Annotated in this window: 14 protein-coding genes; 7 read left to right on the forward strand and 7 right to left on the reverse strand. The window is 60.7% G+C overall.

Annotated features, from left to right (window positions below):
- Positions 1 to 118: 118 nt before the first annotated feature.
- From ppdK to WBG04_RS16100, 4 genes are all read left to right on the forward strand, one after another.
- Positions 119 to 2,959 (forward strand): pyruvate, phosphate dikinase, encoded by a 2,841-nt coding sequence (gene ppdK / locus WBG04_RS16085; protein ID WP_424315518.1) that lies wholly within the window; start codon positions 119 to 121, stop codon positions 2,957 to 2,959.
- A gap of 158 nt (positions 2,960 to 3,117) precedes the next feature.
- Positions 3,118 to 3,468 carry a (2Fe-2S) ferredoxin domain-containing protein gene (locus WBG04_RS16090; RefSeq protein WP_424315520.1) on the forward strand — a complete coding sequence of 117 codons (351 nt, stop codon included), beginning with the start codon at positions 3,118 to 3,120 and terminating at the stop codon, positions 3,466 to 3,468.
- A 168-nt stretch (positions 3,469 to 3,636) separates the two neighbouring features.
- On the forward strand, positions 3,637 to 5,415 hold the full coding sequence (locus WBG04_RS16095) for a 2-oxoacid:acceptor oxidoreductase subunit alpha (protein ID WP_424315522.1): 1,779 nt from the start codon (positions 3,637 to 3,639) through the stop codon (positions 5,413 to 5,415).
- Between the two features lie 71 nt (positions 5,416 to 5,486).
- A complete protein-coding gene (locus WBG04_RS16100; RefSeq protein WP_424315523.1) occupies positions 5,487 to 6,371 on the forward strand; it encodes a thiamine pyrophosphate-dependent enzyme in 885 nt (294 codons plus the stop codon).
- A gap of 264 nt (positions 6,372 to 6,635) precedes the next feature.
- Here WBG04_RS16100 and WBG04_RS16105 read toward each other — a convergent pair whose 3' ends face one another.
- The 3 genes from WBG04_RS16105 to WBG04_RS16115 form a co-directional block, all read right to left on the reverse strand.
- On the reverse strand, positions 6,636 to 7,667 hold the full coding sequence (locus tag WBG04_RS16105) for a hypothetical protein (protein ID WP_424315525.1): 1,032 nt from the start codon (positions 7,665 to 7,667) through the stop codon (positions 6,636 to 6,638).
- A 107-nt stretch (positions 7,668 to 7,774) separates the two neighbouring features.
- Positions 7,775 to 8,740: a ThuA domain-containing protein gene (locus WBG04_RS16110; RefSeq protein WP_424315527.1), complete on the reverse strand. Its 966-nt coding sequence runs from the start codon at positions 8,738 to 8,740 to the stop codon at positions 7,775 to 7,777.
- 383 nt (positions 8,741 to 9,123) lie between these two features.
- Positions 9,124 to 9,972, reverse strand: a complete 849-nt coding sequence (locus WBG04_RS16115; RefSeq protein ID WP_424315529.1) for an SMP-30/gluconolactonase/LRE family protein — start codon at positions 9,970 to 9,972, stop codon at positions 9,124 to 9,126.
- Between the two features lie 139 nt (positions 9,973 to 10,111).
- Between WBG04_RS16115 and WBG04_RS16120 the strand changes: the two genes are divergently transcribed.
- The gene (locus tag WBG04_RS16120; RefSeq protein WP_424315531.1) at positions 10,112 to 11,152 is read left to right on the forward strand and encodes an N-acetylmuramoyl-L-alanine amidase family protein; all 1,041 of its coding nucleotides are present in this window, start codon (positions 10,112 to 10,114) and stop codon (positions 11,150 to 11,152) included.
- 610 nt (positions 11,153 to 11,762) lie between these two features.
- Here the strand turns inward: WBG04_RS16120 and WBG04_RS16125 are convergent.
- The 3 genes from WBG04_RS16125 to WBG04_RS16135 all read right to left on the reverse strand — a co-directional run bounded on the left by WBG04_RS16125 (position 11,763) and on the right by WBG04_RS16135 (position 19,132).
- Positions 11,763 to 12,551, reverse strand: coding sequence for an alpha/beta hydrolase (locus WBG04_RS16125; protein WP_424315544.1), 789 nt, complete (start codon positions 12,549 to 12,551; stop codon positions 11,763 to 11,765).
- Positions 12,552 to 12,556: 5 nt separating this feature from the next.
- Positions 12,557 to 14,947 carry a GDSL-type esterase/lipase family protein gene (locus tag WBG04_RS16130; protein WP_424315532.1) on the reverse strand — a complete coding sequence of 797 codons (2,391 nt, stop codon included), beginning with the start codon at positions 14,945 to 14,947 and terminating at the stop codon, positions 12,557 to 12,559.
- 102 nt (positions 14,948 to 15,049) lie between these two features.
- Complete coding sequence (locus WBG04_RS16135) at positions 15,050 to 19,132, reverse strand: leucine-rich repeat protein (RefSeq protein WP_424315534.1); 4,083 nt, start codon at positions 19,130 to 19,132, stop codon at positions 15,050 to 15,052.
- A gap of 173 nt (positions 19,133 to 19,305) precedes the next feature.
- On the opposite strand from WBG04_RS16135, the gene WBG04_RS16140 reads away from it, so the two are divergent.
- Positions 19,306 to 19,770: a beta-glucanase precursor gene (locus WBG04_RS16140; RefSeq protein WP_424315536.1), complete on the forward strand. Its 465-nt coding sequence runs from the start codon at positions 19,306 to 19,308 to the stop codon at positions 19,768 to 19,770.
- A gap of 1 nt (position 19,771) precedes the next feature.
- Positions 19,772 to 21,064 (forward strand): glycoside hydrolase family 2 TIM barrel-domain containing protein, encoded by a 1,293-nt coding sequence (locus WBG04_RS16145; RefSeq protein ID WP_424315538.1) that lies wholly within the window; start codon positions 19,772 to 19,774, stop codon positions 21,062 to 21,064.
- A 137-nt stretch (positions 21,065 to 21,201) separates the two neighbouring features.
- On the opposite strand, the gene WBG04_RS16150 is transcribed toward WBG04_RS16145, so the two are convergent.
- Positions 21,202 to 21,525, reverse strand: a 324-nt coding sequence (locus WBG04_RS16150) for a hypothetical protein (protein ID WP_424315540.1), incomplete at its 5' end; no start/stop codon positions are given.

Consider the following 21,525-nt stretch of genomic DNA (forward strand, 5'->3'; position numbering starts at 1 on the left):
TCGTTCATTGACACTGCGTTCCCTCCCCCTAGTCTCCGCGCGTCCGCGCCGGGGCCACCCTATTTGAATCCCGGAAATCGGACGCTTTTCGAAAAGCAAACCATATCCACTGATTCAGATGGCAACCCGAAAGAAGACCGCTAAGAAAGCGGCAAAAAAAGCGGCCTCCTCGAAGGCTCCGAAGTACGTCTACACCTGGGGCAACGGCAAAGCCGACGGCCACGGAAAAATGAAGGAACTCCTGGGAGGCAAGGGCGCGAACCTCGCCGAAATGACCCTCATCGGTCTACCCGTTCCCGCCGGCTTCACGATCACCACGGAAGTCTGCACCTACTTCTACGATAACAAGCGTACTTACCCGAAGGTCCTCCGCTCCCAGATGGAAGCAGGCGTGGCCAACATGGAAAAGATCATGGGCTACAAGTTCGGAGATGCCGAAGGCTTCCCGCTCCTCCTCGCCGTCCGCTCCGGCGCACGTGACTCGATGCCGGGCATGATGGACACCGTCCTCAACCTCGGCCTCAACGACGCCACCGTCGAAGCCCTTTCCAAAGCGACCAACAACGAACGCTTCGCATGGGACTGCTACCGCCGCTTCATCCAGATGTACGGCGACGTCGTACTTGGAGTGCAGAAACTTCCCGGTGAGGATCACGAACCTTTCGAACACGTCATTGAGTCCTACAAGGAGAAGAACTACGGCAAGGACATCGTCGACTCCGACCTGACCGCCGAGGACAACAAGGCCCTCGTCACTGCTTTCAAGAAGCTCGTCAAGGACCGCACCGGCCAGGGCTTCCCTGAAGACCCATGGGAGCAGCTCGAAGGAGCCGCCGGCGCCGTCTTCAGCTCATGGATGAACGACCGCGCGATCGTCTATCGACGCAAGTACGGCATCCCCGCCGCATGGGGAACCGCCGTCAACATTCAGGCCATGGTCTTCGGCAACACCGGTTCCAACTCCGGTTCCGGCGTGGCATTCACCCGCAACCCGGCCAACGGCGAAAACGAACTCTACGGTGAGTTCCTCGTCAACGCCCAGGGCGAAGACGTCGTCGCCGGTGTCCGCACGCCCGACGCTGTCGCCGGCATGGCCCAGGCTCTGCCGAAGGCATTCAAGGACCTGATGAAGGTCCGTAAGATCCTCGAGAAGCACTTCAAGGATGTGCAGGACGTCGAGTTCACCATTCAGGACGGCAAGCTTTACATGCTCCAGACCCGCAACGGCAAGCGCACCGCGGCTGCCGCACTGAAGTTCGCCGCCGACATGGTCAAGGAGAAGCTCATCGACTGGCAGACCGCCGTCACACGCAACCCCGCCGATCAGCTTGACCAACTCCTCGCACCGGTCTTCGACACCAGCGAGGTCAAGAAGGCCAAGATCATCGCCAAGGGTCTCCCTGCTGGTCCAGGTGCTGCCTCCGGAAAGATCTACCTCAACGCTGACCGCGCTGAAGCCGCCGCCAACGATGGTGAAAAGGTGCTCCTCGTTCGCGTCGAGACTTCCCCGGAAGACCTTCGCGGCATGATCGCGGCGGAAGGCATCCTCACCGCTCGCGGTGGCGTTTCCTCGCACGCCGCTCTCGTTGCCCGCCAAATGGGCAAGGTCTGCGTCTGCGGTGCATCCGGAGTCGACGTCGACTACGAACGCAAGACCGTCAAGGCAGGAGGCAAGACCTTCAAGGAAGGCGACTTCCTTTCCATCGACGGCACCGCCGGCACCGTTTACGGTGGCGAGCTTGCCACCGAGCCATCCGAGATCATCACCGGCCTCATTCACAACAAGAAGTCGTCACAGAAGACCGAGAAGTATCAGAACTTCGTCCAGCTCATGGAATGGTGCGCCGCGGCCACCAAGATGGGTGTCCGCACCAATGCCGACACTCCCGAGCAGGTCAAGACCGCCGTTGCATTCGGCGCGGAAGGCATCGGCCTGACCCGCACCGAGCACATGTTCTTCGAAGGAGACCGCATCACCGCCATGCGTCAGATGATCCTCGCCGAGAATGAGACCGATCGCCGTGCAGCGCTCAAGACACTCCTCCCGCATCAGCGCAAGGACTTCTTCGGCATCTTCAAGGCGCTTGCCGGCAAGCCCGCCACCATCCGCCTGCTGGATCCACCGCTCCATGAATTCCTTCCCCACACCAAGGAACAACAAATGGGGCTGGCACGCAGCCTCGGCGTGAAGGTGGAAAGCATCATGCAGCGCGTCCACGACCTGCACGAATTCAACCCAATGCTCGGTCACCGTGGTTGCCGTCTCGCCATTTCCTACCCGGAGATTGCCGAGATGCAGGCCCAGGCCATCTTCGAAGCCGCCGCGATGTGCGTGAAGAAGAACATCCCGGTGGAACCGGAAGTCATGGTCCCACTCGTCGGCTACGCCCGCGAACTTGAGCTTCAGGTGGACATCATCCACCGCGTCGCCAAGGAAGTGATGGCAGCGAAGAAGGTCAGCTTCAAATACCTCGTTGGTACCATGATCGAAGTCCCTCGCGGCGCGATCACCGCTGACGAGATTGCCGAGCACGCCCAGTTCTTCTCCTTCGGCACCAACGATCTCACCCAGACCGCTCTCGGCGTCAGCCGCGATGACATGGGCTCGTTCCTCAACAGCTATACCGAGAACGACATCTTCCCGAAGAATCCCTTCGCTTCGCTCGACACCGTCGGCGTCGGCCGCCTGATGGAAGTGGCTGCCCGCAAGGGCCGCGCCACTCGTCCGAACATCAAGCTCGGCATCTGCGGTGAGCACGGGGGTGACCCGGACTCGGTGAAATTCTGCCAGACGCTCGGCCTCAACTACGTCTCCTGCTCACCTTATCGCGTGCCCGTCGCCCGCCTCGCCGCCGCCCAGGCTGCGATCGCCGATGGCTCAGCGCCCAAGGTCGCCAAGAAGACCGCGAAAAAGGTAGCGCGAAAGGCTTCCAAAAAGAAGGTCGCAAAGAAGAAGTAAGGCCAAATCCTGACTTCAACTGAAGATTCCCAACCACCCCGTTCGCTTCTGCGGACGGGGTGGTTTTTTTTGATGGCGGCAGACACTCTTGTCTGCGGCGCCCCATCCTGAGAGGGTGCCGAAAGCAAATGACCTGAACACTTCTCCAACTTCCACCCATGTCTCCCGACGAAGAACTCCAACGCGCCGCCCGCGCCGCCGGCTTGGCCGATGGCGCTCGACACATCTTCCTCTGCGCGGACCAGACCAAGCCCAAGTGCTGCGACCGCGAAGCCAGCCTCGTCGCCTGGAACTTTCTCAAAACCCGGCTCTCCTCCCTCGGCATGGATGCCCCCGCCATCCTGCGCACCAAGGCCAACTGCCTGCGCGTCTGCCTACGCGGTCCCATCGCCGTCGTCTATCCGGAGGGCATCTGGTACCACTCCTGCACGCCTGTGGTCCTCGAAAGGATCATCACCGAACACCTGATCGGCGGCGTCCCCGTCGAGGATCACACCATCAGCGTGTAGCTGCGGCGGCCCGCCGCAGGCCGTGCGAGGGGCGGCCCGCCACCCTGCTTTTTTTTTCAGAAAGCTCAGCCTGCCACGAGCCGCGACCGCATCGCGACCCCTCTTTTCCCTTCCGAATTCGGCGGAGAGTGATACGACTCATGAATCGTATCATCATAACCCACTCCGATGCCTGAAACCCACTCATCCGCATCCGCGCCGGAAACCCTCCGAAACGCCGTCATCCGCCTCGCCGGACATTCCCAGGACGGCATTCAGTCCATCGGTGCCTTCCTCGCGCAACTCGCCGGCTCCACCGCGCAGGACGTCATGACCTACATGACCATCCCCAGCACGATCTCGGGCGGCCCCTCCATTTTCCAAGTCCATCTCGGCTCAGGAAAAGTCCTCCATCCAGGCGACGAAGCCGATACCCTCGTCGCCTTCTATCAGGACTCCTACGACAACCACCTCTCCTCGCTTCGCGACGGCGGTATCTGTTTCTACGACAGCGATCAGGTCGACGAACTCAACACCGAGCGCAACGTCATCCACATCGGTGTTCCTTTCACTTCCGCCGCCATCGAAGCCATCGGCGGATCTGCCAAGGACCGCGGCAAGAACATCTTCGTTCTCGGCGTGCTCTGCGCGGTCTACAAGCTCGACCGCGAACGCATCACTGAAATCATCACCCGCAAGTTCGGCCGCAAGTCCGAAGACATCCTGCGCAACTCGATGCTCGCCTTCGACGCCGGCTATGCCTGGCCCGTCCACGATATCCACCACATGCCTTTCGCCCCGGGCGAAAACGCGGAAGCAAACCGCCTCTCGACCGACGGCAACACCATGCTCGCCACCGGACTCATCGCCGGCGGTTGCCGCTTCGGCGCCGGCTACCCGATCACCCCATGGACCAGCATCATGGAAATGCTTCGCTCCGAACTGCCGAAGTACGGCGGCATGTTCATCCAGGCGGAAGACGAACTCGCTGCCGTCGCGATCGCCATCGGCGCCGCCTACTCCGGCCACCTCGCCATCACCGGCTCCTCCGGCCCCGGCCTATCCCTCAAATCCGAAGCCATCGGCTACGCCTGCATGGCCGAGATCCCGCTCATCGTCGTCAATATCCAGCGCGGCGGCCCATCAACCGGCCTGCCAACTTCGGTCGAGCAATCCGACCTCATGCAGGCCATCTACGGCTCCCACGGCGATGCTCCACGCGTCGTCCTCGCCCCGCGCGATGTCGAAGACTGCTTCTACACCGCGCTCGAAGCCTGCCGCATCGCCCGCGAGTATTCCACGCCCGTCATCATTCTTTCCGATCAGGCCATCGCCACCCGCATCGAAGCCTTTCCCGAGCCGGATCTCGACGTCCACTGGAAAGAACCGACGCTCGACCTCAACGAACGTGACGCAGACTTCAAACCGTATCCGTTAGATAAAATCACGCGCCACTCGCCGCCAGGCTCGCGCTCTTCGGAAGGCAAGTATCCCGTCGTCACCGGCCTCGAGCACGACGAATGGGGCCACCCTTCGAGCAACCCGGAGAACCACAAGGCAATGACCGCCAAGCGTCGCGAGAAACTGGTCAAGCTCGCCAACTCGCTGCCAGCACCTGACTTCCACGGCGACGAGCAAGGCGACATCCTCTTCGTCGGCTGGGGTTCCACCTATGGCCCCATCCTTGAAGCCACTGAAAAACTCCGGGCCGCTGGCCACAAGGTCGGATCCCTTCACATCCGCCACATCCACCCCCTGCGCAACGGACTCGGCGACATCTTCCAGCGCTTCACCCATATCATTGTTCCCGAAATGAACGACTGCGGAGTCTACGGTCACGGCCAACTCGCCACCCTGCTCCGCTCCACCACCTGCAACCCCGCCATCCAATCCCTCAACAAAGTCGAAGGCATCACCTTCCGCGTCAGCGAGATCGTCGAAGGCGCCACCACCATCCTCGCAAAATAGCGGACAGACGACTCCAACCCACGCCTAACAGCTTTCAGCTTTCAGCATTTCAGATTTCAGCTTTTCAACCCATGAGCGCTCCCACCGAAAAACTCACCAAGAAGCAACTCAAAGCCGACCACCCCACCTGGTGCCCGGCCTGCGGTGACTTTGCCGTTCTTGCTTCCTTCTTCAACGTCGTCCAGAAGCTCGGACTTCCTCACGAGAAAATCGTCTGCGTCGCCGGCATCGGCTGCTCCTCGCGCTTCCCCTACTTCGTCAACACCCACGGCATCCACTTCATCCACGGCCGCGCCCTGCCGCTCGCCACCGGCATCTCGCTCTCCCGTCCCGACCTCCACGTCTTCGTCTTCGGCGGCGATGGCGATGGCTACTCGATCGGCGGCAATCACCTCACCCACGCCGCGCGCAAGAACGTCAACCTGTCCTATGTCATCATGGACAACTACGTCTACGGTCTGACCAAAAATCAAACCTCTCCGACGACTCCCATCGGTCGCAAATCGAAGACCGACCCGCGCGGCGCCATCGATCGCCCGATCAACCCGATGACCCAGCTCGTCGCCACCGGTGCCACCTTCGTCGCCCGCACCCACGCCGCGCAGGTGAAGCACATGAACGAAATGTTCGAGCGCGCCATCCTCCACCCCGGCTTCGCCGTCGTCGAAACCCTTTCCGAATGCACCATGTTCTACCCCGGCGCTTTCGACTCCGGAAACCCGCGCAAAGGTGGTGAGTTCAACCTCGTCGATGAAACCACCCAGGACCTTGAGTCCACCGACGCCGCCCTCAAGCTCGCCGAAGACAACTCCCCGGGAAAGTTCGGCGTCTACTTTGAAAAGAAGCTTCCCACCAAAAACGAGCTCGAATGGCAATGGGTCAAGGATGCCCAGGCCGCCGCCCCCGACATCTCCGGCAAGGACCTGCTCCGCAAACGATTCGCCTCGATGCGGTGAATATGGAGAAGAAGTTTTCAACTTCTTCCGCCTCACCTCAAGACCACCATCCTCCACAAGGCCCCTCTACCTTCTTACTCTTCTCCCAACGAGCAACGAACTTCAAAAGTCCGTCTCCATATTCTGCCTTCCTTCAACACGGTTGAGCCAAGCTCCACGTCTTGTCTTTCATCGTTCGTAGTTCCGCCTTCAGGCGGTCGAAGGACCCCGAGAAACCGCCTGAAGGCGGAACTACAAACGACTTGTCCGACGCTCACAGGAAATTTATTCGTTCCCATTCCTCCCACCCGCACCCGGCACTGGTGGATTGACTGATCCCAAAGGTGATGGCGGCGGCATGGGCGGAGATCCACCACCTGGAATATTTGCCCCAGGAGCTTTCACCCAGGCCGGAGCCTTGGGTGTCACATCGGCATAGATCGCCACCAGGGCCATACCAATCAATCCCACCATGCCGGCGAAACCGGCAGTCATCGCGGTCGTCATGGCGACGACGAAGGGCGTGAAGATCAAAAGTCCGACGACCATGAAACTCGGCTTCACTTCGTAGGCGTGAATCACGAGGCGCAATCGTGACCGTGCCAAGCCGAGGCCCATCATCACGAAGCAGAGGGTCGCGGCGATGGCATTGAGATGCCAGAAGACGCCCGACCCGCGATTGAAGGCACCGCTCGCATAAATCGCCACGCCACCTGAGACGGTCGCGGATCCAACGAACAACAACATCGTCGCAATGCGTGCTCCGAGCCCGCGGAACGACGAAGCTCCAATCGCGCCCGCGCACATCACGGCCGAGAGCGCCAGCACCGTCATGGTGCAGGCCAGGTCACGAATCAGTTCGACCCCACCAATCTGATAACGAACGATGACATAGGGCAGCAGCGAGAACAAAGTCAGCACGCTCAGCGACCACAGACTGAAGAACTTTCCGCGCACCACTTTCCAGCGGCTCAGTTTTGTTAGAAGCAGGAGTTCGTGGTTTCCCTCGTCAAGTTCCTGCCCCATCAGCACCAGACCACCCAGCGGCATGATGACCGCGCAGATGGCAGTGATCGCCAACCACAGTGGCCCGGACGAGAACAGCATCTCGATATTCAGCATTCCGACGAACTCGGAAAAGCGATCCTGAGCTCCGGTCTGGAACTCGAGCACGACCGCACCCACGGCGAGAATGTGGACGCCAAGAAAAGGGATGATGAAGCTGCCGCGCCGCATGTTCTGGCGCATCTCCTTCACCAGCATCGGCCCGAAGCGGTCAGGCAGGTCGTGTTTGATCACGGCTTCCACGCTCGGCATGGTCGACGATCTCATTCGCCGCCGCAAGTCGCGAGCTGACGGCCACTCAAATTTCACAAAGCAGCCGTCGTGAAGAGCCGGTGAAGGGGCTCCCAGCCGGCAATGGGTTACTTTTTCTTGAGCGCCGCTGGCTGGCTGTCGTCGCACTCCAGATCACCCGTGGCATACTGCATGCCGTTGAGGATGAATCCCAGCATCTCGGGCTCCTCGAAGGTCTGCGCATTGTGCGACGGAGAGCAGAAAAACACGCGACCCTTCTTGTGAGCCCGGATCCACGCCATGTAGCGTGGAAGGTCTTCCAGTTTTTTGAGCTTCGGATTCGGTTTCAGCTCATCGATTTTCATTTCGAGCAAAGGATGAAAGTCCAAGTTCGCGTAGGCGCGATTCATGATGTAGGGCTCGTCAAAGTAAATGAAAGGCTCGCCACCAAAGGGCTCAAGCATCGGGTGACCATCGCTCGCGGGATAAAGAGTGATCTCCTGCTGAGGTGGGTGGAAATCGAAACTCCCGCCAACCAGCGCACTGAACTCATCCGACTTCGCAAAGTTCGTGATGCCCCCATGGAGCAGCACCAGTCCTCCGCCATTCTCCACGTAGGAAACCAAACTGCGGTAGAGCTTGGTCGCCAGTGCTTCGCGCTCTGCTTTCGGCATCGAAGCATACTCTTTCCCGTGCACCTTCATCTTGTTGATGAGCACGTCACGGAACATGTCGCGGTCTTTCCCGTCAGGACAATTGTTGTTCAGGACAATGGCGTCGTACTGGCTGATGTTCTCGGGAAGGAACTCCTTGATGTCCTCGCTCTCAACAGATGTGTAGGCTCCGGTTTTATCACCGAGAATCTTGACCACCGCCTTGGTGTGCGGAATGCACCAGTGGACGAAGCCGGTATTGAGGGAAAAGATGAGCACCTTCCGTTCTTCAGTGCTCTTGACCGGGGCACTGTCTGGAGCCGTTTCCCGGATCTTTGCCACCCACTCGTCACTAAATTCAATGACGGGCGCTTTTTGGGCAAAGGCGGCCTGAGGCACGACGCTGGTCAGGACAAATGCGGCAAGGAGTAGATCTCTCATGGCGGGGATTTCAGGCAATATCGCGCGCGCCGTCGAGGCAATCCTACCGCCCGGCAGAACAGGTTCCCCACATCAGGGCGAGTGGGTGGCCAGATCCGGAATGAAGAGATTTTTTACCGCCAAGACGCCAAGTTCACCAAACCAAACCGATCAAAAGCGAGATGGTTGGCAGTATAGCCCGGTTTGAAGTCCTTGGTTTGGAGCTACCTTGGCGAACTTGGCGCCTTGGCGGTTCTACTTCTTCCCATTCAAGCAGCGATTTTCAACAAACGATCCCTGAGGTAGGAGCCCTGCCCGGCAGAAGTCCTTGTGATGGCTTTTCATCTCAGGAAGAGCGCCCCGCGAAGCCGAAGCTGCGCGCCGTTCGAAATTGCGTCAGTCTATCAGCCCGCAAAGCCATTCGACGGCAGACCGGACACACCCAGCCCGCGGATCACCAGCAAGCGCCCGGCATGCTCCTCGACTTCTGTCTTATGAATTCCGGTCGTCACGTAGAGATCCGCCAGTTCCGGCCCGCCGAAGGCGCAGGCTGTCGTTTCGAGACAAGGCAGGTCGATCTTCCTCAGCTCCTCGCCGCTCTCCGGTGAAAAGCAGGCGACGCAGGCACCGTGACAGAAGGCGATCCACAGATGGCCATCGGCATCGATCGTCATGCCATCGGGCGAGGCCTCATGATGGGAAGTGTCCACCACGCTTCTCATATTGGTGAGATGACCCTCGGCGTAATCGAAGGCCAGCACCTCCTTGCGTGGCGTATCAATGTAGTAACAGACATCGCCGGCCGCATTCCACACGATGCCGTTCGAGTTGGTCACCGGACCAAAGACCTCGTGGATCGAGGCATCGTGATCGAGACGATAGAGCCGGGCGTCGCCGGTCTTTTTCACCAGGCTGATCGTTCCGGCGAAAAACCGGCCGTCCGGCGAACACTTGCCGTCATTGAAGCGATTGTCGGATTTATCGGGCTCCGGATCACCGATCGCCGTGAGCGCCCCGCTTTCCGGATCGAGGAAATGGAAGCCGCTGTCACCGGCAATCACCAGCCCGCCGGCCTCGCGCGGCACCACCGTGCCGACCCGCTCACCGACGTCCCAGGTTTTCTCTTCCCCGCTCGCCGGATCAAAACGAATGACCCGATGGCCCTCGATATCCACGTAGTACAACGCACCCTCCCACCAGATCGGGCCTTCACCCCACTTCGATCGGATCTCTCCCGCAGTTTCGATTTTCATGTGGCAGAAGGCTATTTCAGAGCGACCGAGCGGCGCAATCGCCGACTTCATGGATGGAAAAGGGATTTGTCAGATCGCTGTTGGCGGGGTATCTCATTGCCTCCCAGTACTTACTGGTATTCCGTCTTCTGAAGAATCCATGACCCGCCGTATCGCTCTCATCCGACTGATCCTCGTGTCGTTGTTGGCCTCCAGCCTCAGCGTCTCCGCGCAGTGGGAGGAAAAAACGATCAATGGCCGTGGGTATGTGAGCACGACCTCGATCAAAAGCTACTATGGCTTCAGCTCCTTGGAGAACAATGGCAAGAGCGTGAGTCTCGAAAAAATCGTGGTCAAAAAGCAGGGCAATACGTCGGCGAAATCGCGAATCGTCCTCAACCTCAGGGTCGGCTCGCAGGAGTGCCTGATGAATGGGGTGAAGTTCATCTTCACCTACCCCGCCATCGCCTCCGGCGGGAAAGTCTGGATCTCGAAATTGGATCTGGTGAAGCTCGTGCATCCCGTGCTGATGCCCGGAGACATTCGTGAAGCTGCGAATTTCCGCACGGTGATCATTGATCCTGGCCATGGCGGCAAAGACCCGGGCGCAACGAACAGTCTCGGCACCGAAGCCTCCTACAACCTCAAAGTGGCCAACTACCTCAAGGAGAATCTCGAAAAGCTCGGCTACAAGGTGATCATGACCCGCAATTCGAACCGCTACCTGACGCTTCAGCAGCGGGTCGATATCGCCAACCAATGCCGGGAGAACGCCGTCTTCATTTCCATTCACCACAACTCCGGGCAGTCCAGGGCCCGCGGGATCGAAACCTTCACCCTTTCACCGGTAGGAGTCGCCCACTACGGAGAAAGACTCAAGGCAAGCGACCTGAAATCACGGACCGGCAATTTCCACGATTCGGCCAATGTCGCGCTCGCAACGGCAGTCCATGGTATGCTTCTCACCACTCTCAAGGACGAGAAAACCCAGAAGGCCTACACCCTCGACCGTGGCATCAAACGCGCCCGTTTCAGTGTGCTGACCGGCGTCAAGCATCCCTCGATTCTTGTCGAGTGCGGCTTCATGACCCATCCTTACGAAGCCCGCCTGATCAACGATACCGGCTATCAGAAGACCGTCGCCAAATCGATCGCCTTCGCCATCCAGCGCTATCGCGCGGCGGTTTCGAAAAAGGGCTAATCGCAAATGGAGGTGGCCATCTTAAGTCAAGAATAGCAGTGCACCTCAATCTTTCTCCCTACGATCACTGTATATTCTTGGACTACCAGTCTTCACCAGTATCTTCTTTTCATGGGGATAAAATGGAAGATAGTATTGATCGCATTCTTCGCCGCTAGTATCGGAATTGTCGTCACCATCGGCATATTGGCTACTCGAGGAAGTGAATCGAAAGGCAAGAGTTCTGCCGATATCGTTTCTCGCACCCATGCGATCAAAGGCGTCCTGGTTCGTGACCAATGCCCCACCAGACTATTTTCATTCACCTTTCGGGGGAGATCCATTTTTGAGCCCTTCGAAAATCGAACCGCTCTCCCTTGAAGACGCGCTTCTCCACCTCGTTCAAGAACAGAAGAATAATACCAGGTCCCGGCGTTGACTGGAATGAGCGCCACCCGCGTCTGCCAATAAAGCCACCAATCCCGGCATCCATGTCCTTCTCATGATGGAAAGATACCGCCCCAGATTGCTCCACATGTCAACGGAGTGGCGCGTCTCTCAAATCCCCAAGACTCATGGTCGGCTCGATTGCCAAAACCATCTCCAGCTCCAGGATCTCAGTCGCTTGGATTCATCGCGAAGTCACCCGCTTCACAAAGCCAACCAATAGAACGTACCCGGGTGCCGTCATCTCATGACCATAGCCCCCAAACTCATGAAGTGTTACGTCCTCATGACCCGCAACCTTCATCATGCGCCAGAAAAACGCGTTCTCCTCGTAGCGTCCCAGCATCTCAAGCTCTCGGTCACCGGTCATCAGCAGCATCGGTGGAGCATCCTTGCGGACGTGGAACAGCGGCGCGAACTCATCGACCACCACCTGCTCGTCAGGCATCCCGCGCTCCTTTCGAATCGTGAAGTGGGTGATCGTGTGACCGCTGAAGGGGGCGGTGCCCCCCAATCGATTCGCCCCAACGCCGTGCTTCGCCAGCAGGCGCTTGTCGAGCCCGACCATGCTCGCGAGGTAGCCGCCGGCGGAGTGACCGCTGACCACCACCTTGTCCGGCGATCCGCCGTAGTCTGCGATATGCTTCACGACCCAGGCAACCGCCGCCGCGGCGTCCTCGATGTAGACCGGCGACTTCACTTTCGGATGCAGCCGGTAGTTCGGTGCCACGACCACCATCCCCTTCCCTCGCAGCGCCTCCGGCACTTCTTTCTCCCCTTGAGTGAGTCCTCCCCCGTGGAACCAGACGATCACCGGAGCCTCGCGGGCGTCCGTCGGCGCGCAGATGTCCAGCTTGCAGCGTTCCCGGGCATAACCGGTGAGATCCGCGCCCTGACGGTAGGCCACGTCGCGGGTCCAGACCTCGGAATCCGCGGCCAGCGCGGCCACTCCGAGGCAAAGCGAAACCAGAATCACTCTCACGGCTGGATCGTAGCACGCAGCGCCATGAACTGTCGCGCCGCATCCGGCGCACCTTCCGAGAATTCCAGCGTGACCGGCACCCGGCCCTCGACCTCCGTTCCCGCTGACTCGGTGAATTCCACTCCTTCGGAGACGAGCGCCAGGTTGTCGGGCCGGTCGCCAGTCAGCACCTCGATGAGCACATCGGCGGGAGGCGTCGTCGGACGGGTGTAGCGGACGATCAACTTCGGATCGGCGGCGATCACCTCCGGCAGAAGCGGCCCCGCCGCCACGGTTCGAGCGGCCTCGGGCACCAGCGGATCGAGTCCATGGAAGTATTCCCAGAGATTAGCCAACCCGTCGTGATCAGGATCCGCACCGTCGCCCCACAGCGTCGCCTCCTTCGACGGGTCGGCCAGATCCGTGGGGTCGAAATGGTCCGCTCTCCACTGGGCGATTCCCGCCGGCGGTTCGCTGACCCGCACTTCCAGCGCGTTCAGATAGGCGAAGCCTCCGCTCACCGCCGTCTGGTCGATGAAGACCTGCCCGAACGCATCCGGCCGGATCCCCGAAACGACCGCAACCTCGTCATCGTTGCCGTCATAACTCCCGTTGTTGCCGATGTCGGTCCCCGAAGTTTCGAGGGTCGTCACCCCCTGATTCGCCCCCGATACCGACCACTCGGTAACTCGGGACGAAGTCAGTGCGCGCGAACCGAAGAAACGGAACTCATACTCCAGCGCCGGGTCGAGGCCATCGAGCATCAAGCCCCCAGGCGTGTCGTCGCTCCCGCCCCCGGGAACACCGTCCGCGGTCGAGAAGAAGTAGTCCTGCGTCGCCGTCTCGACCGCGAGGTCCCCGAGCAGCGCGAAGTCCGGACCATCCGGCTGTTGCAAGCCACCGTTGACCTTGCCGTTGCTGACGAAGCCTCCGGAAACGATCAATCGCACGCCGGTGGCATTCCCATCGGCATCGACGACACCCGCCAGCCGCTCGCCGGCATTGACCGCCACATCGCCCACCGCCGAATGCCAGTTGTTCCAGTGATGACTGCGGCTGTCGGGGCTGCCGGTCTGGTCACCGTCAATCGGATTGTCGGGTCCGAGGTCAAAGAGTATCCGCCCGCCGGCCTGGGGCGTCTGGGGGTTAGGGGTGAAGACCTTGTTCGGCGCGAGCACCGCCTCGAGCGCGGGACGGACGATCTTGCGCCATTCCTCGTAGCCCGCGCGATTCAGGTGCACCGGGTCGACGTAGTAGGCATCGAGTTCGGCCGGCGTCAGCGCCTCGAAGAAGGCCGGGAGATCAACGTAGTGGAGCTTCGAATCGCCGCCAGCGATTGCCGAAATCTGCGAGTTCACGCTAGTGCGCTCGGCGTCGAGATAACCGTTCGACGGCGTTGGCGTAATGCCGAGGTAAAGAATTTCCACGGTAGGCAGGGCCGCCTGAACCATTGACACGAAGGTCTGGTAGTCCTCGACGATCTCGCTGGCGCTCTCGCCCGAGGTGAGGTCGTTGGTTCCTTCCCAAAGCACGATCGCGGCGGGGGCATAAGGAATCACAATTTGGTCAGTCACCGAGATCAGCTCCTCGAACTGCGACCCGCCGAAACCACGTTGGAGGATCCGGTAGTCGGCGAAGGCCTCGGAAAGATCCTCCCACCGCCGGATGCTCGAGCTGCCGACAAACAGCACCGACCCCGGAGCCACCGGATCGAGCGCGTCCTGGGCCACCCAGCGGGTCACCGCCCCGGGCTGCGCGAACTCGCTGATCTCCATCGCACCGAGATAGCCGAAGCCGCCCGCTTGCGCCGTCGCGTCCACCTCGATCTCGCCCGCCGCATCCGGCAGCAGCCATTGCAGCGTCACGATCGTGTCGTTGTTCCCGTCGTAGCCACCATCGCCGATCCCCGCCCCGGAGGTCGCGAGGTCGACCTTGGGTGACCGGCTCTTCTCCCGCGCGGTGTAGCGCGTGGTGCGGGCACCGGTCGTCTCACGTGTTCCGAACATCCGGAACTGATAGACCTTGGATGGATCCAGACCCTTCACCGTGAAGGACAAGGTAGTCGTGGTGAAATAGTAGTCCTCGGTGGCGGTCGGGATCGCGAAGTCCCCCAGCAACGCCGCCGATGGAGCAAGCAAGCCGCCATTGAGAATCCCGTTGGAGGAAAACCCGGTGGTGAACTGGATGTCGATCGGCGTCGGCACGCCACCGGTATCCACCAGGTCGTCGAGCGTCGGCCCCGTCATGTTGTTCCAGTGATGGCCGTTGACGTCCGGACTCGCCGTCAAGTTGCCATTGGTGCCATCGTCCTTGCCGAAATCGATCAGGAGCGGCGCGGCGAACGAGTCGGAAACGGCAAACAGGGCGAACGCCCCAAGGGCACAAGGCAGGAAGACACGGGATTTCATGGGTTTGTGGGAACAGCTTGAGCCCGGGGACGACGGGCGACAGCACCGCGTTGGGTTTACGTACACTTTACCCGGCTTTCGCTGCAGTCCGGAATGCCGGATCTAGGGCATCCGAAGACGATAGAACCGGCGGGCGAGGCCTGTTGACGTGTCATCGGTGAAGCCGAGGTTGCCACCTGTTAGGACAATGATTCCGCCCTTGCTCCAGGAGTCGGCACCGAGGTTATCCGACCATTCCACCCGAACTGCGAAGTCGCTTGAGCCCGCGATGATGAAGCTGAACTCACCGCCCGCAAAACCGGGCTGGCCGATGATCGGGTCCCACGGAGCCGTCGGCCACGTGTTCCAAGGATCGGTCCACCCGCTCACTCCCGGAGCGTAATACACCACCGCATCCGGATTCCCCTGAAGGATCGAGCTGGTCGCCGTGGGCGGCGCAGCCCCGAAGTAGAGCCCTTTCATGCCCCCTCCCAGCGCGAAGGCGAAGGACCCGATCGAATCCACGCTTGCGGGGACGGTCACATGTTCGAGCTCGGGGCAGGCCTGAAAGGTCCCCTGCCCGATGCTCTCGATGCCCTCTTCAAGAACCAGCGAGCCGAGCGAGCTGCAGCCGTAGAACGCGAAGTCACCAATGCTCGCAATGTTTCCCGGGATCGTGACTTCCTGCAGCGCGACGCAGCCTTGGAAAGCGGAGGTTCCGATCGCTCCGAGACCGCCACCAAACGTGAGCGTGGAGAGATTCGTACAACCCCAGAACGCATTCGCCCCGAGCTGCATGACCGAATCGGGAATCACAACGGACCCGAGGGCCACGCATCCCTGGAAGCTCGCAAAGCCGATGGTCTCCACACCATTTCCGAGGTCGAGGGTCGAAAGTCCGCTCATGTCCCGGAACGCATGATCGCCGATCAGGCTCACGCTGTCAGGGATCACGATTTCCGCGATCCCCGTGCATCCGGCAAAAGCGAAGTTGCCGATGGTTTCCAGACCGTCGGGCAATGTCAGTTCGGTGATGGCGGCGTCACCATTGAAGGCATTCGGCGCGATCGCTACGACCGGATACCCGGCGATCGTCGCGGGCACGGTCACCGTTCCGCCCGCACCGAGGTAGTCGTCGATGGTGACCGTGTTCCCCGGGTTCAGCGTGTAGGCGAAGGGCGGGCCGATCATGCCATGCCAAAGCTCCTCCTCGCCCGGAACCGTCGCGGGCGGAAGCGCGATCGAAACAACGCGACCCGCGACCACCGTCGGAACCCCAGCAGCGCCGTCCACCTGCACGAGGACGCTACCGTCGATGTCTACTGGAAGCTCGATCGTCACCGTTTGCCCACCCGTGGTATGGATCCAGAACTCACCGGACCAGTTGCCATCGGATTCAGCGACGAAGCGAATGGGATCGGTGCCCCCCGGCTCGATCATCCGGGCTGCGACCAGGCCGGGGGCCTCGGCGACGAAGCCGTGCGGGGCGAGTGTCCGCAGACCCACCATCCGGTTCTCCGGACCGAGGTTGGCCACCAGTTGAACTTCCCCGTAGGTCGCCGCGATGCGACCGGCATCCGGTGTTGATACGCCCGCGCCCCACTCATGATCGAAGCCCTGCACCCCTTCGCCAATGTAGCGGGCGGCGACGGATTTCTGCACGCGGTCGATCCAGCCGAGCCATTGCTTGAACTCGTGTTCATCGAGCTTCGACTCGTCGAAGAAATAAGTCATCCCGTAACCCAGTCCGAGCGCCCAGGCGACGGTCTCGTCGTTGGCGGTCGAGGCTCCGAGGTTGTTGAAGGTGAAGGCGAGCTTGTCGTGCGCGAGGTGCTGGGCGAGCGGGAAGATCTCCCAGGTCGCCGGGTCGTAGCGGTCACTCAGGAAACGCCGCCAGAAGGGCGCTCCGGGGGTCGGTGCGAGACCCCACGCCAGTCCGCAGAACTGCGACTGGAAGTTGATGATCCGGTCGAAGCCATTCTCGGTCGAAACCGGCAGCTTGGTGCTGTCCTCGGCGTTGAGCGCGATCAGGCCGTGGACGTAGGCATGCGGCGCCGGCGATGCCGGATTCAGATCGTAGGCCCACGTCCGCGCCCCGACTTGATCCTGGAAGAACAGGTCCACCTCGTAGTTCGTCTCGGTCGGATGATTCCCTTCCGGATCGCCGTGGAAGAGGTCGACCGTCTTCTCGTTCGCCGCACGCACCGCCGGATGCCAGGGCGAGGCGGCGAAGCCGGCTTCGCCGAAATACTCTTCCAGTTGCAGCGAGCCATCGAGTGTGCGCAGCAGCGGATCATCATTCCCAATGGCCGTCCACGTCGGCCCCTTCGGATCGATCCCCCAGAAAGTCGGGTTGGTGTAGGGCATGGTCAGGAATCCCGCCGATCTCGCACCGGAGAGAAAGGTCTCGAACTCGGCCTCGGTGCCGAAGCTCGAGGCGACCGGCAGGTGGTCGGGATACTCCTTGTCGAAACCGCCCTTCAGATACTGGGTGAAATGGAGGATGGCCGGCGATGGAATCTCGGGAATGCGGCTCGTCAGTTCGTTCGCTGTGCCGAGCACCCGCAGCAGCAGCGACTGCTTGAAGCGGTCGCGGATATCCGCCGAGGTGATCTTGTCGTCGAGCCCGCGCGTGATGCCGTTGGCCGCCGCATACTCGCCGAGCGCGGTTGGCGCGTCGTGACCAAAGGCCAGCCGCACCACAGGCGAGGTCCATGATTGCCCCGGGACGACATGCGTCGCGAAGCTGCGTGAAAAGCGCCCCCCCGCGGAATCCGCGCCCCATGACAGGTTGCCCGGCACGAACAGCTCCGAGGTGGTCCAAGGAGTGGACGGATCGGTCAGCACCGGCTGCACCCCGAACAACGCCGCGTTGCCGTGGCCCGTCTCGAGTTGGAAGAAATCCGCGAAGGCCGGCGGATACGGCAGCTCAACCGAGTAGTAGAGTTCCGGCTGCAAGGCGAAGAAGAACGGGTGCCCGCCGACCTCGAACCAGTTGCCTCCGCCATGGACGTAGTCGCGCAGTGCATTCACCGATGCGAGCACCCCGCCCGCGAGCGATGCCGGGATATTCTCGCCATACGGATTCAGGATCGCGAGATGGTCCCCGGCCACCAAAGCCGCGGACATCTCGCTGTAATCCCTAATCTCGACCACCTCGATGCCTGTCCCTAACAGGCCATCCGAAAGGCTCTCGATCCACTGATCGATGTGGACCTCCGACGGCCACGACTCGCCGATCACCGGTCCGCGTTCCATCCGTAGGACGCCCACTTTCGTGCGTCCACCCGGAGCCTGTGCCAGATGCCCGACCGCTGCCGTGACAAGCTCCCGCGAGCGGGCAACCGCGGCCGCGCCGTTGACGTTGCCGCCGACGCGCAGCAGATAGCCGGCCCCCGCCCCGCCGCCGAGATGGCTTCCGGAAAAATACGGACCCTTGGTTGAATCGATCAGCAACAGGTCCCACTGCCCCGCCGCCGGCGGGCGGTTGACCACCGCATTGCTGCCATCCCACGCCGTCTCGACTGCAGCTCCCAGCCACGCCGTCCCCTCGGTCGTGAAGGCCAGCGGCACCGGATCGCTCGTTTCAAAGCTGAGCCCCGAGCCAAACAGCGTCCGGTAGCCGAGTCCGCCGTCCGCCTGCGGGACTTCCTTCCACGTCGCCGCGTTGTCCTCGGTCTGCTCCTCGAAGAAGGTGGTGTTGAATGCCATCCCCACACCATCGCTCGAGTGATTCGGCGCGATGAAGCGTCCGAGATCCGCCGGATCAAATCGTAGGTCCGCAGGAAGTTCGAGTTCGAGCACCGTCTTGCCTCCCGCCGCCGGAATCACTTCGGCCGAAAAATCCACCCCGTCCGGTCTGTCCGTCACGCTCACCGTCACCGTGACCCCGGGGTGCGTGAAGTTCAGATCAACCTGGTCCGGCGCCACCAGGGTCGCTGAAAAGACAGCCGCCGGATCCGCCAGCGCCTCCGAGGCACTAAGGGTCGTGTCATCGGCGAAGGAAATTCGCCATAGCCCGTCGGCTCCACCCTCCGAGATCTCCCCCGTTGCCCCGGCGATCGACAGCAACGACCCATCGGCCTTGCTGAGCTGAACCTCGTGATCCCCACTGTCGAAGATGAAGCGGTCCGGGGTTTCCACCACGGCTCCAGCGAGCCGCGCCGCCGCCAGCACCAAGAGGGCGGAGACAAGGATGCAACGCATCGCGGGCGGGATCATCCTCGGCATATCCATGTATGAATGAAGCACCGGGCCACCGGGTCCGGGACCCTCCTCGGGGTTTACGTAAATTTGGGAAGCGGTCGAGCCGGGTTGGAGACTCGTTGATCTTCGCCCCACGAATGAAACGCAAACGCCAATTCTTCTCCAACTGTTCCATGAGATTTCTCATCCATCTTCTCATCACGATCGCCGCGTTCTCCCCCGTTCGAGGCAACCCACTCGATTTCGGCGATCATTCTTCGGCAACTCTCACCACCAAGGCCTGGGACGCATTCAATGCAGAAAGACACGGTGATGCGATCGGCTACGCCAATAAGTGCGTGGAACTCTATCATGCCGAAGCGATCAAGATGCAGCAGGAACTCAAGGCCGCGATTCCCTCGGACAAACAAGAAGAGGTGTCCAAGAAGTGGGCGCTCAACGACGTCGGCACCTGCCTGTTCATCCTCGGCCAGGCCCTAGAAAAACAGGACAAGAACAAAGAGGCGCTCGCCGCTTATTTAAAAATGGTGGACACCGTTTCATTTGCTCAGACTTGGGACACCAACGGCTGGTTCTGGAAGCCCGCCGACGCCGCAAAAACCCGCATCAAGGCACTGGAATTCGAAGCCCTCGATTAAGATGCCTCCCAAATACCTGTGGATGTCCGCCATGTCGCTTTCGGCGCTGCTTGGCACTGGCCTCGCCGGAGAAGTCCGAATTGAGCGTTTAGGAGAAGGACGCTTCACCCTGCTTCGCGATGGCAAGCCGTTTCAGATCCGCGGAGCCTGTGGAGTGGAGCAACTCGCACTCCTAAAGGAACTCGGAGGCAATTCCATCCGAACCTACGGAGTGGAGCAACTCGACCAAGAGGTGGATGGCAAATCGCTACTCGATCGCTGCCAGGAACTGGGTCTCACCGTCGCTGCCGGCATCTGGATCGAACACGAACGCCACGACTTCGACTACACCGATGAAGCCCGCCTTCGGACTCAGCGCGAAAAGGTGCGAGCTGCTGTAAAAAAGCACCGCCATCACCCAGCTTTGCTGATGTGGTCCCTCGGCAACGAAATGGAAGGTGACTCCGACAACCCGCGAGCACCGCTCATCTGGAAAGAGCTCAACCACCTTGCTGCGATCGTTAAGGAGGAAGACCCGGATCACCCAGTAATGACAGTGATCGCCAGCAGTGCTCCGGCCAAAGTAAAGGCCATCCTAGAGCACTACCCAAATCTCGATATCCTTGGTGTAAATGCCTATGCAGGAGCCAGCGGTGCAGGAGCAGCGGTCCGATCCGCCGGTTGGAACAAACCTTTCGCCCTTACCGAATTCGGTGCACCAGGCCATTGGGAAGTGCCGAAGACCGAGTGGGACGCCTCGATCGAACCCAGCGGGAGAGACAAGGCCAGCTCCTATTTTGCGACTCACCGCCTACTTCTCGAAGAAGCACCCACAATCACGCTGGGCAGCTATGCCTTCCTCTGGGGCCAGAAACAAGAAACCACCTCCACCTGGTATGGCATGTTCCTCAAAAGCGGAGAAAAACTCCCTCAAGTAGACGCCATGTGCCGCGCTTGGACGGACCAGTGGCCAACTAACCGTTGCCCGCGAATTCGCAGCGTGGAATCCGACCTGCTGGAAAGCGTGGCCGCCCCTGGCCGCCTTCACGCGGTGCGCGTGACCGCCGACGATCCTGAAGGCGATCCAATCGAATTCCGGTGGACGGTCACCGCGGAGAGCACCGACATCCGCCATGGCGGAGACAAGGAAACTGAGCCACCCTCGTTTCCCGAGTTGGTCGTCATTTCGGAGCCCGGACAAGCCGTCATCCGCACCCCGGGCGAACCGGGGAACTACCGGATCTTCATCACCCTCCTCGATGGCAAGGGCTCGGCCGCCACGGAGAACTTCTGCTTCCGCGTGGAGGCTCCGTGAAGCTAGACCGTCCGGACTTCCCGGATAAGGTGGGGTTCCCTCGAACCTTCTCAACCCGTCAGAAAACTTCGAATCATGCCGCCGCCCCTTCCGTGGCAGCCGGCCCGATTCTGCGCATACAAGCAAGTGCCTTTGGTTCAGGACCGACGCCGGAAGAGTAGCGAGAGAATGCAGATGCCACCGATAAGGCAGTTTGAAGGTTCGGGCACCGCCGCAATGCTCATCGCGTTAATGTAGCCAAAGGTGTTGCTGCCCGATCCTCCCGTTGCAGAGGTGGCGGTCAGATTGATGACCAGTTGTCCCGATGTCGGAGTTAGGCCCGTCAAGCTTACCACGGTATCGTCGTTCCAGTCATCCGTCCCGTTGCTGGCAATGCCTGTTCCGGAAGTCTGCAGTTCAAAAATGCTGGCTCCCACGGAGTAGGTGGTGAAACGGTCTGATGTGGTCACCCTTGAACCATA

It is taken from the genome of Haloferula sp. (assembly GCF_049672945.1).
Classification (GTDB): Bacteria; Verrucomicrobiota; Verrucomicrobiia; order Verrucomicrobiales; family Akkermansiaceae; genus Haloferula.

Excerpts from the sequence above, each read along its gene's own strand:
- WBG04_RS16090 (WP_424315520.1), top strand. The coding sequence starts at position 3,118 with ATGTCTCCCGACGAAGAACTCCAACGCGCCGCCCGCGCCGCCGGCTTG.
- WBG04_RS16095 (WP_424315522.1), top strand. The coding sequence starts at position 3,637 with ATGCCTGAAACCCACTCATCCGCATCCGCGCCGGAAACCCTCCGAAAC.
- WBG04_RS16135 (WP_424315534.1), bottom strand. The coding sequence starts at position 19,132 with ATGCGTTGCATCCTTGTCTCCGCCCTCTTGGTGCTGGCGGCGGCGCGG.
- WBG04_RS16145 (WP_424315538.1), top strand. The coding sequence starts at position 19,772 with ATGCCTCCCAAATACCTGTGGATGTCCGCCATGTCGCTTTCGGCGCTG.
- WBG04_RS16110 (WP_424315527.1), bottom strand. The coding sequence starts at position 8,740 with ATGAGAGATCTACTCCTTGCCGCATTTGTCCTGACCAGCGTCGTGCCT.
- WBG04_RS16115 (WP_424315529.1), bottom strand. The coding sequence starts at position 9,972 with ATGAAAATCGAAACTGCGGGAGAGATCCGATCGAAGTGGGGTGAAGGC.
- ppdK (WP_424315518.1), top strand. The coding sequence starts at position 119 with ATGGCAACCCGAAAGAAGACCGCTAAGAAAGCGGCAAAAAAAGCGGCC.
- WBG04_RS16100 (WP_424315523.1), top strand. The coding sequence starts at position 5,487 with ATGAGCGCTCCCACCGAAAAACTCACCAAGAAGCAACTCAAAGCCGAC.
- WBG04_RS16140 (WP_424315536.1), top strand. The coding sequence starts at position 19,306 with ATGAGATTTCTCATCCATCTTCTCATCACGATCGCCGCGTTCTCCCCC.
- WBG04_RS16120 (WP_424315531.1), top strand. The coding sequence starts at position 10,112 with ATGACCCGCCGTATCGCTCTCATCCGACTGATCCTCGTGTCGTTGTTG.
- WBG04_RS16130 (WP_424315532.1), bottom strand. The coding sequence starts at position 14,947 with ATGAAATCCCGTGTCTTCCTGCCTTGTGCCCTTGGGGCGTTCGCCCTG.
- WBG04_RS16105 (WP_424315525.1), bottom strand. The coding sequence starts at position 7,667 with ATGCCGAGCGTGGAAGCCGTGATCAAACACGACCTGCCTGACCGCTTC.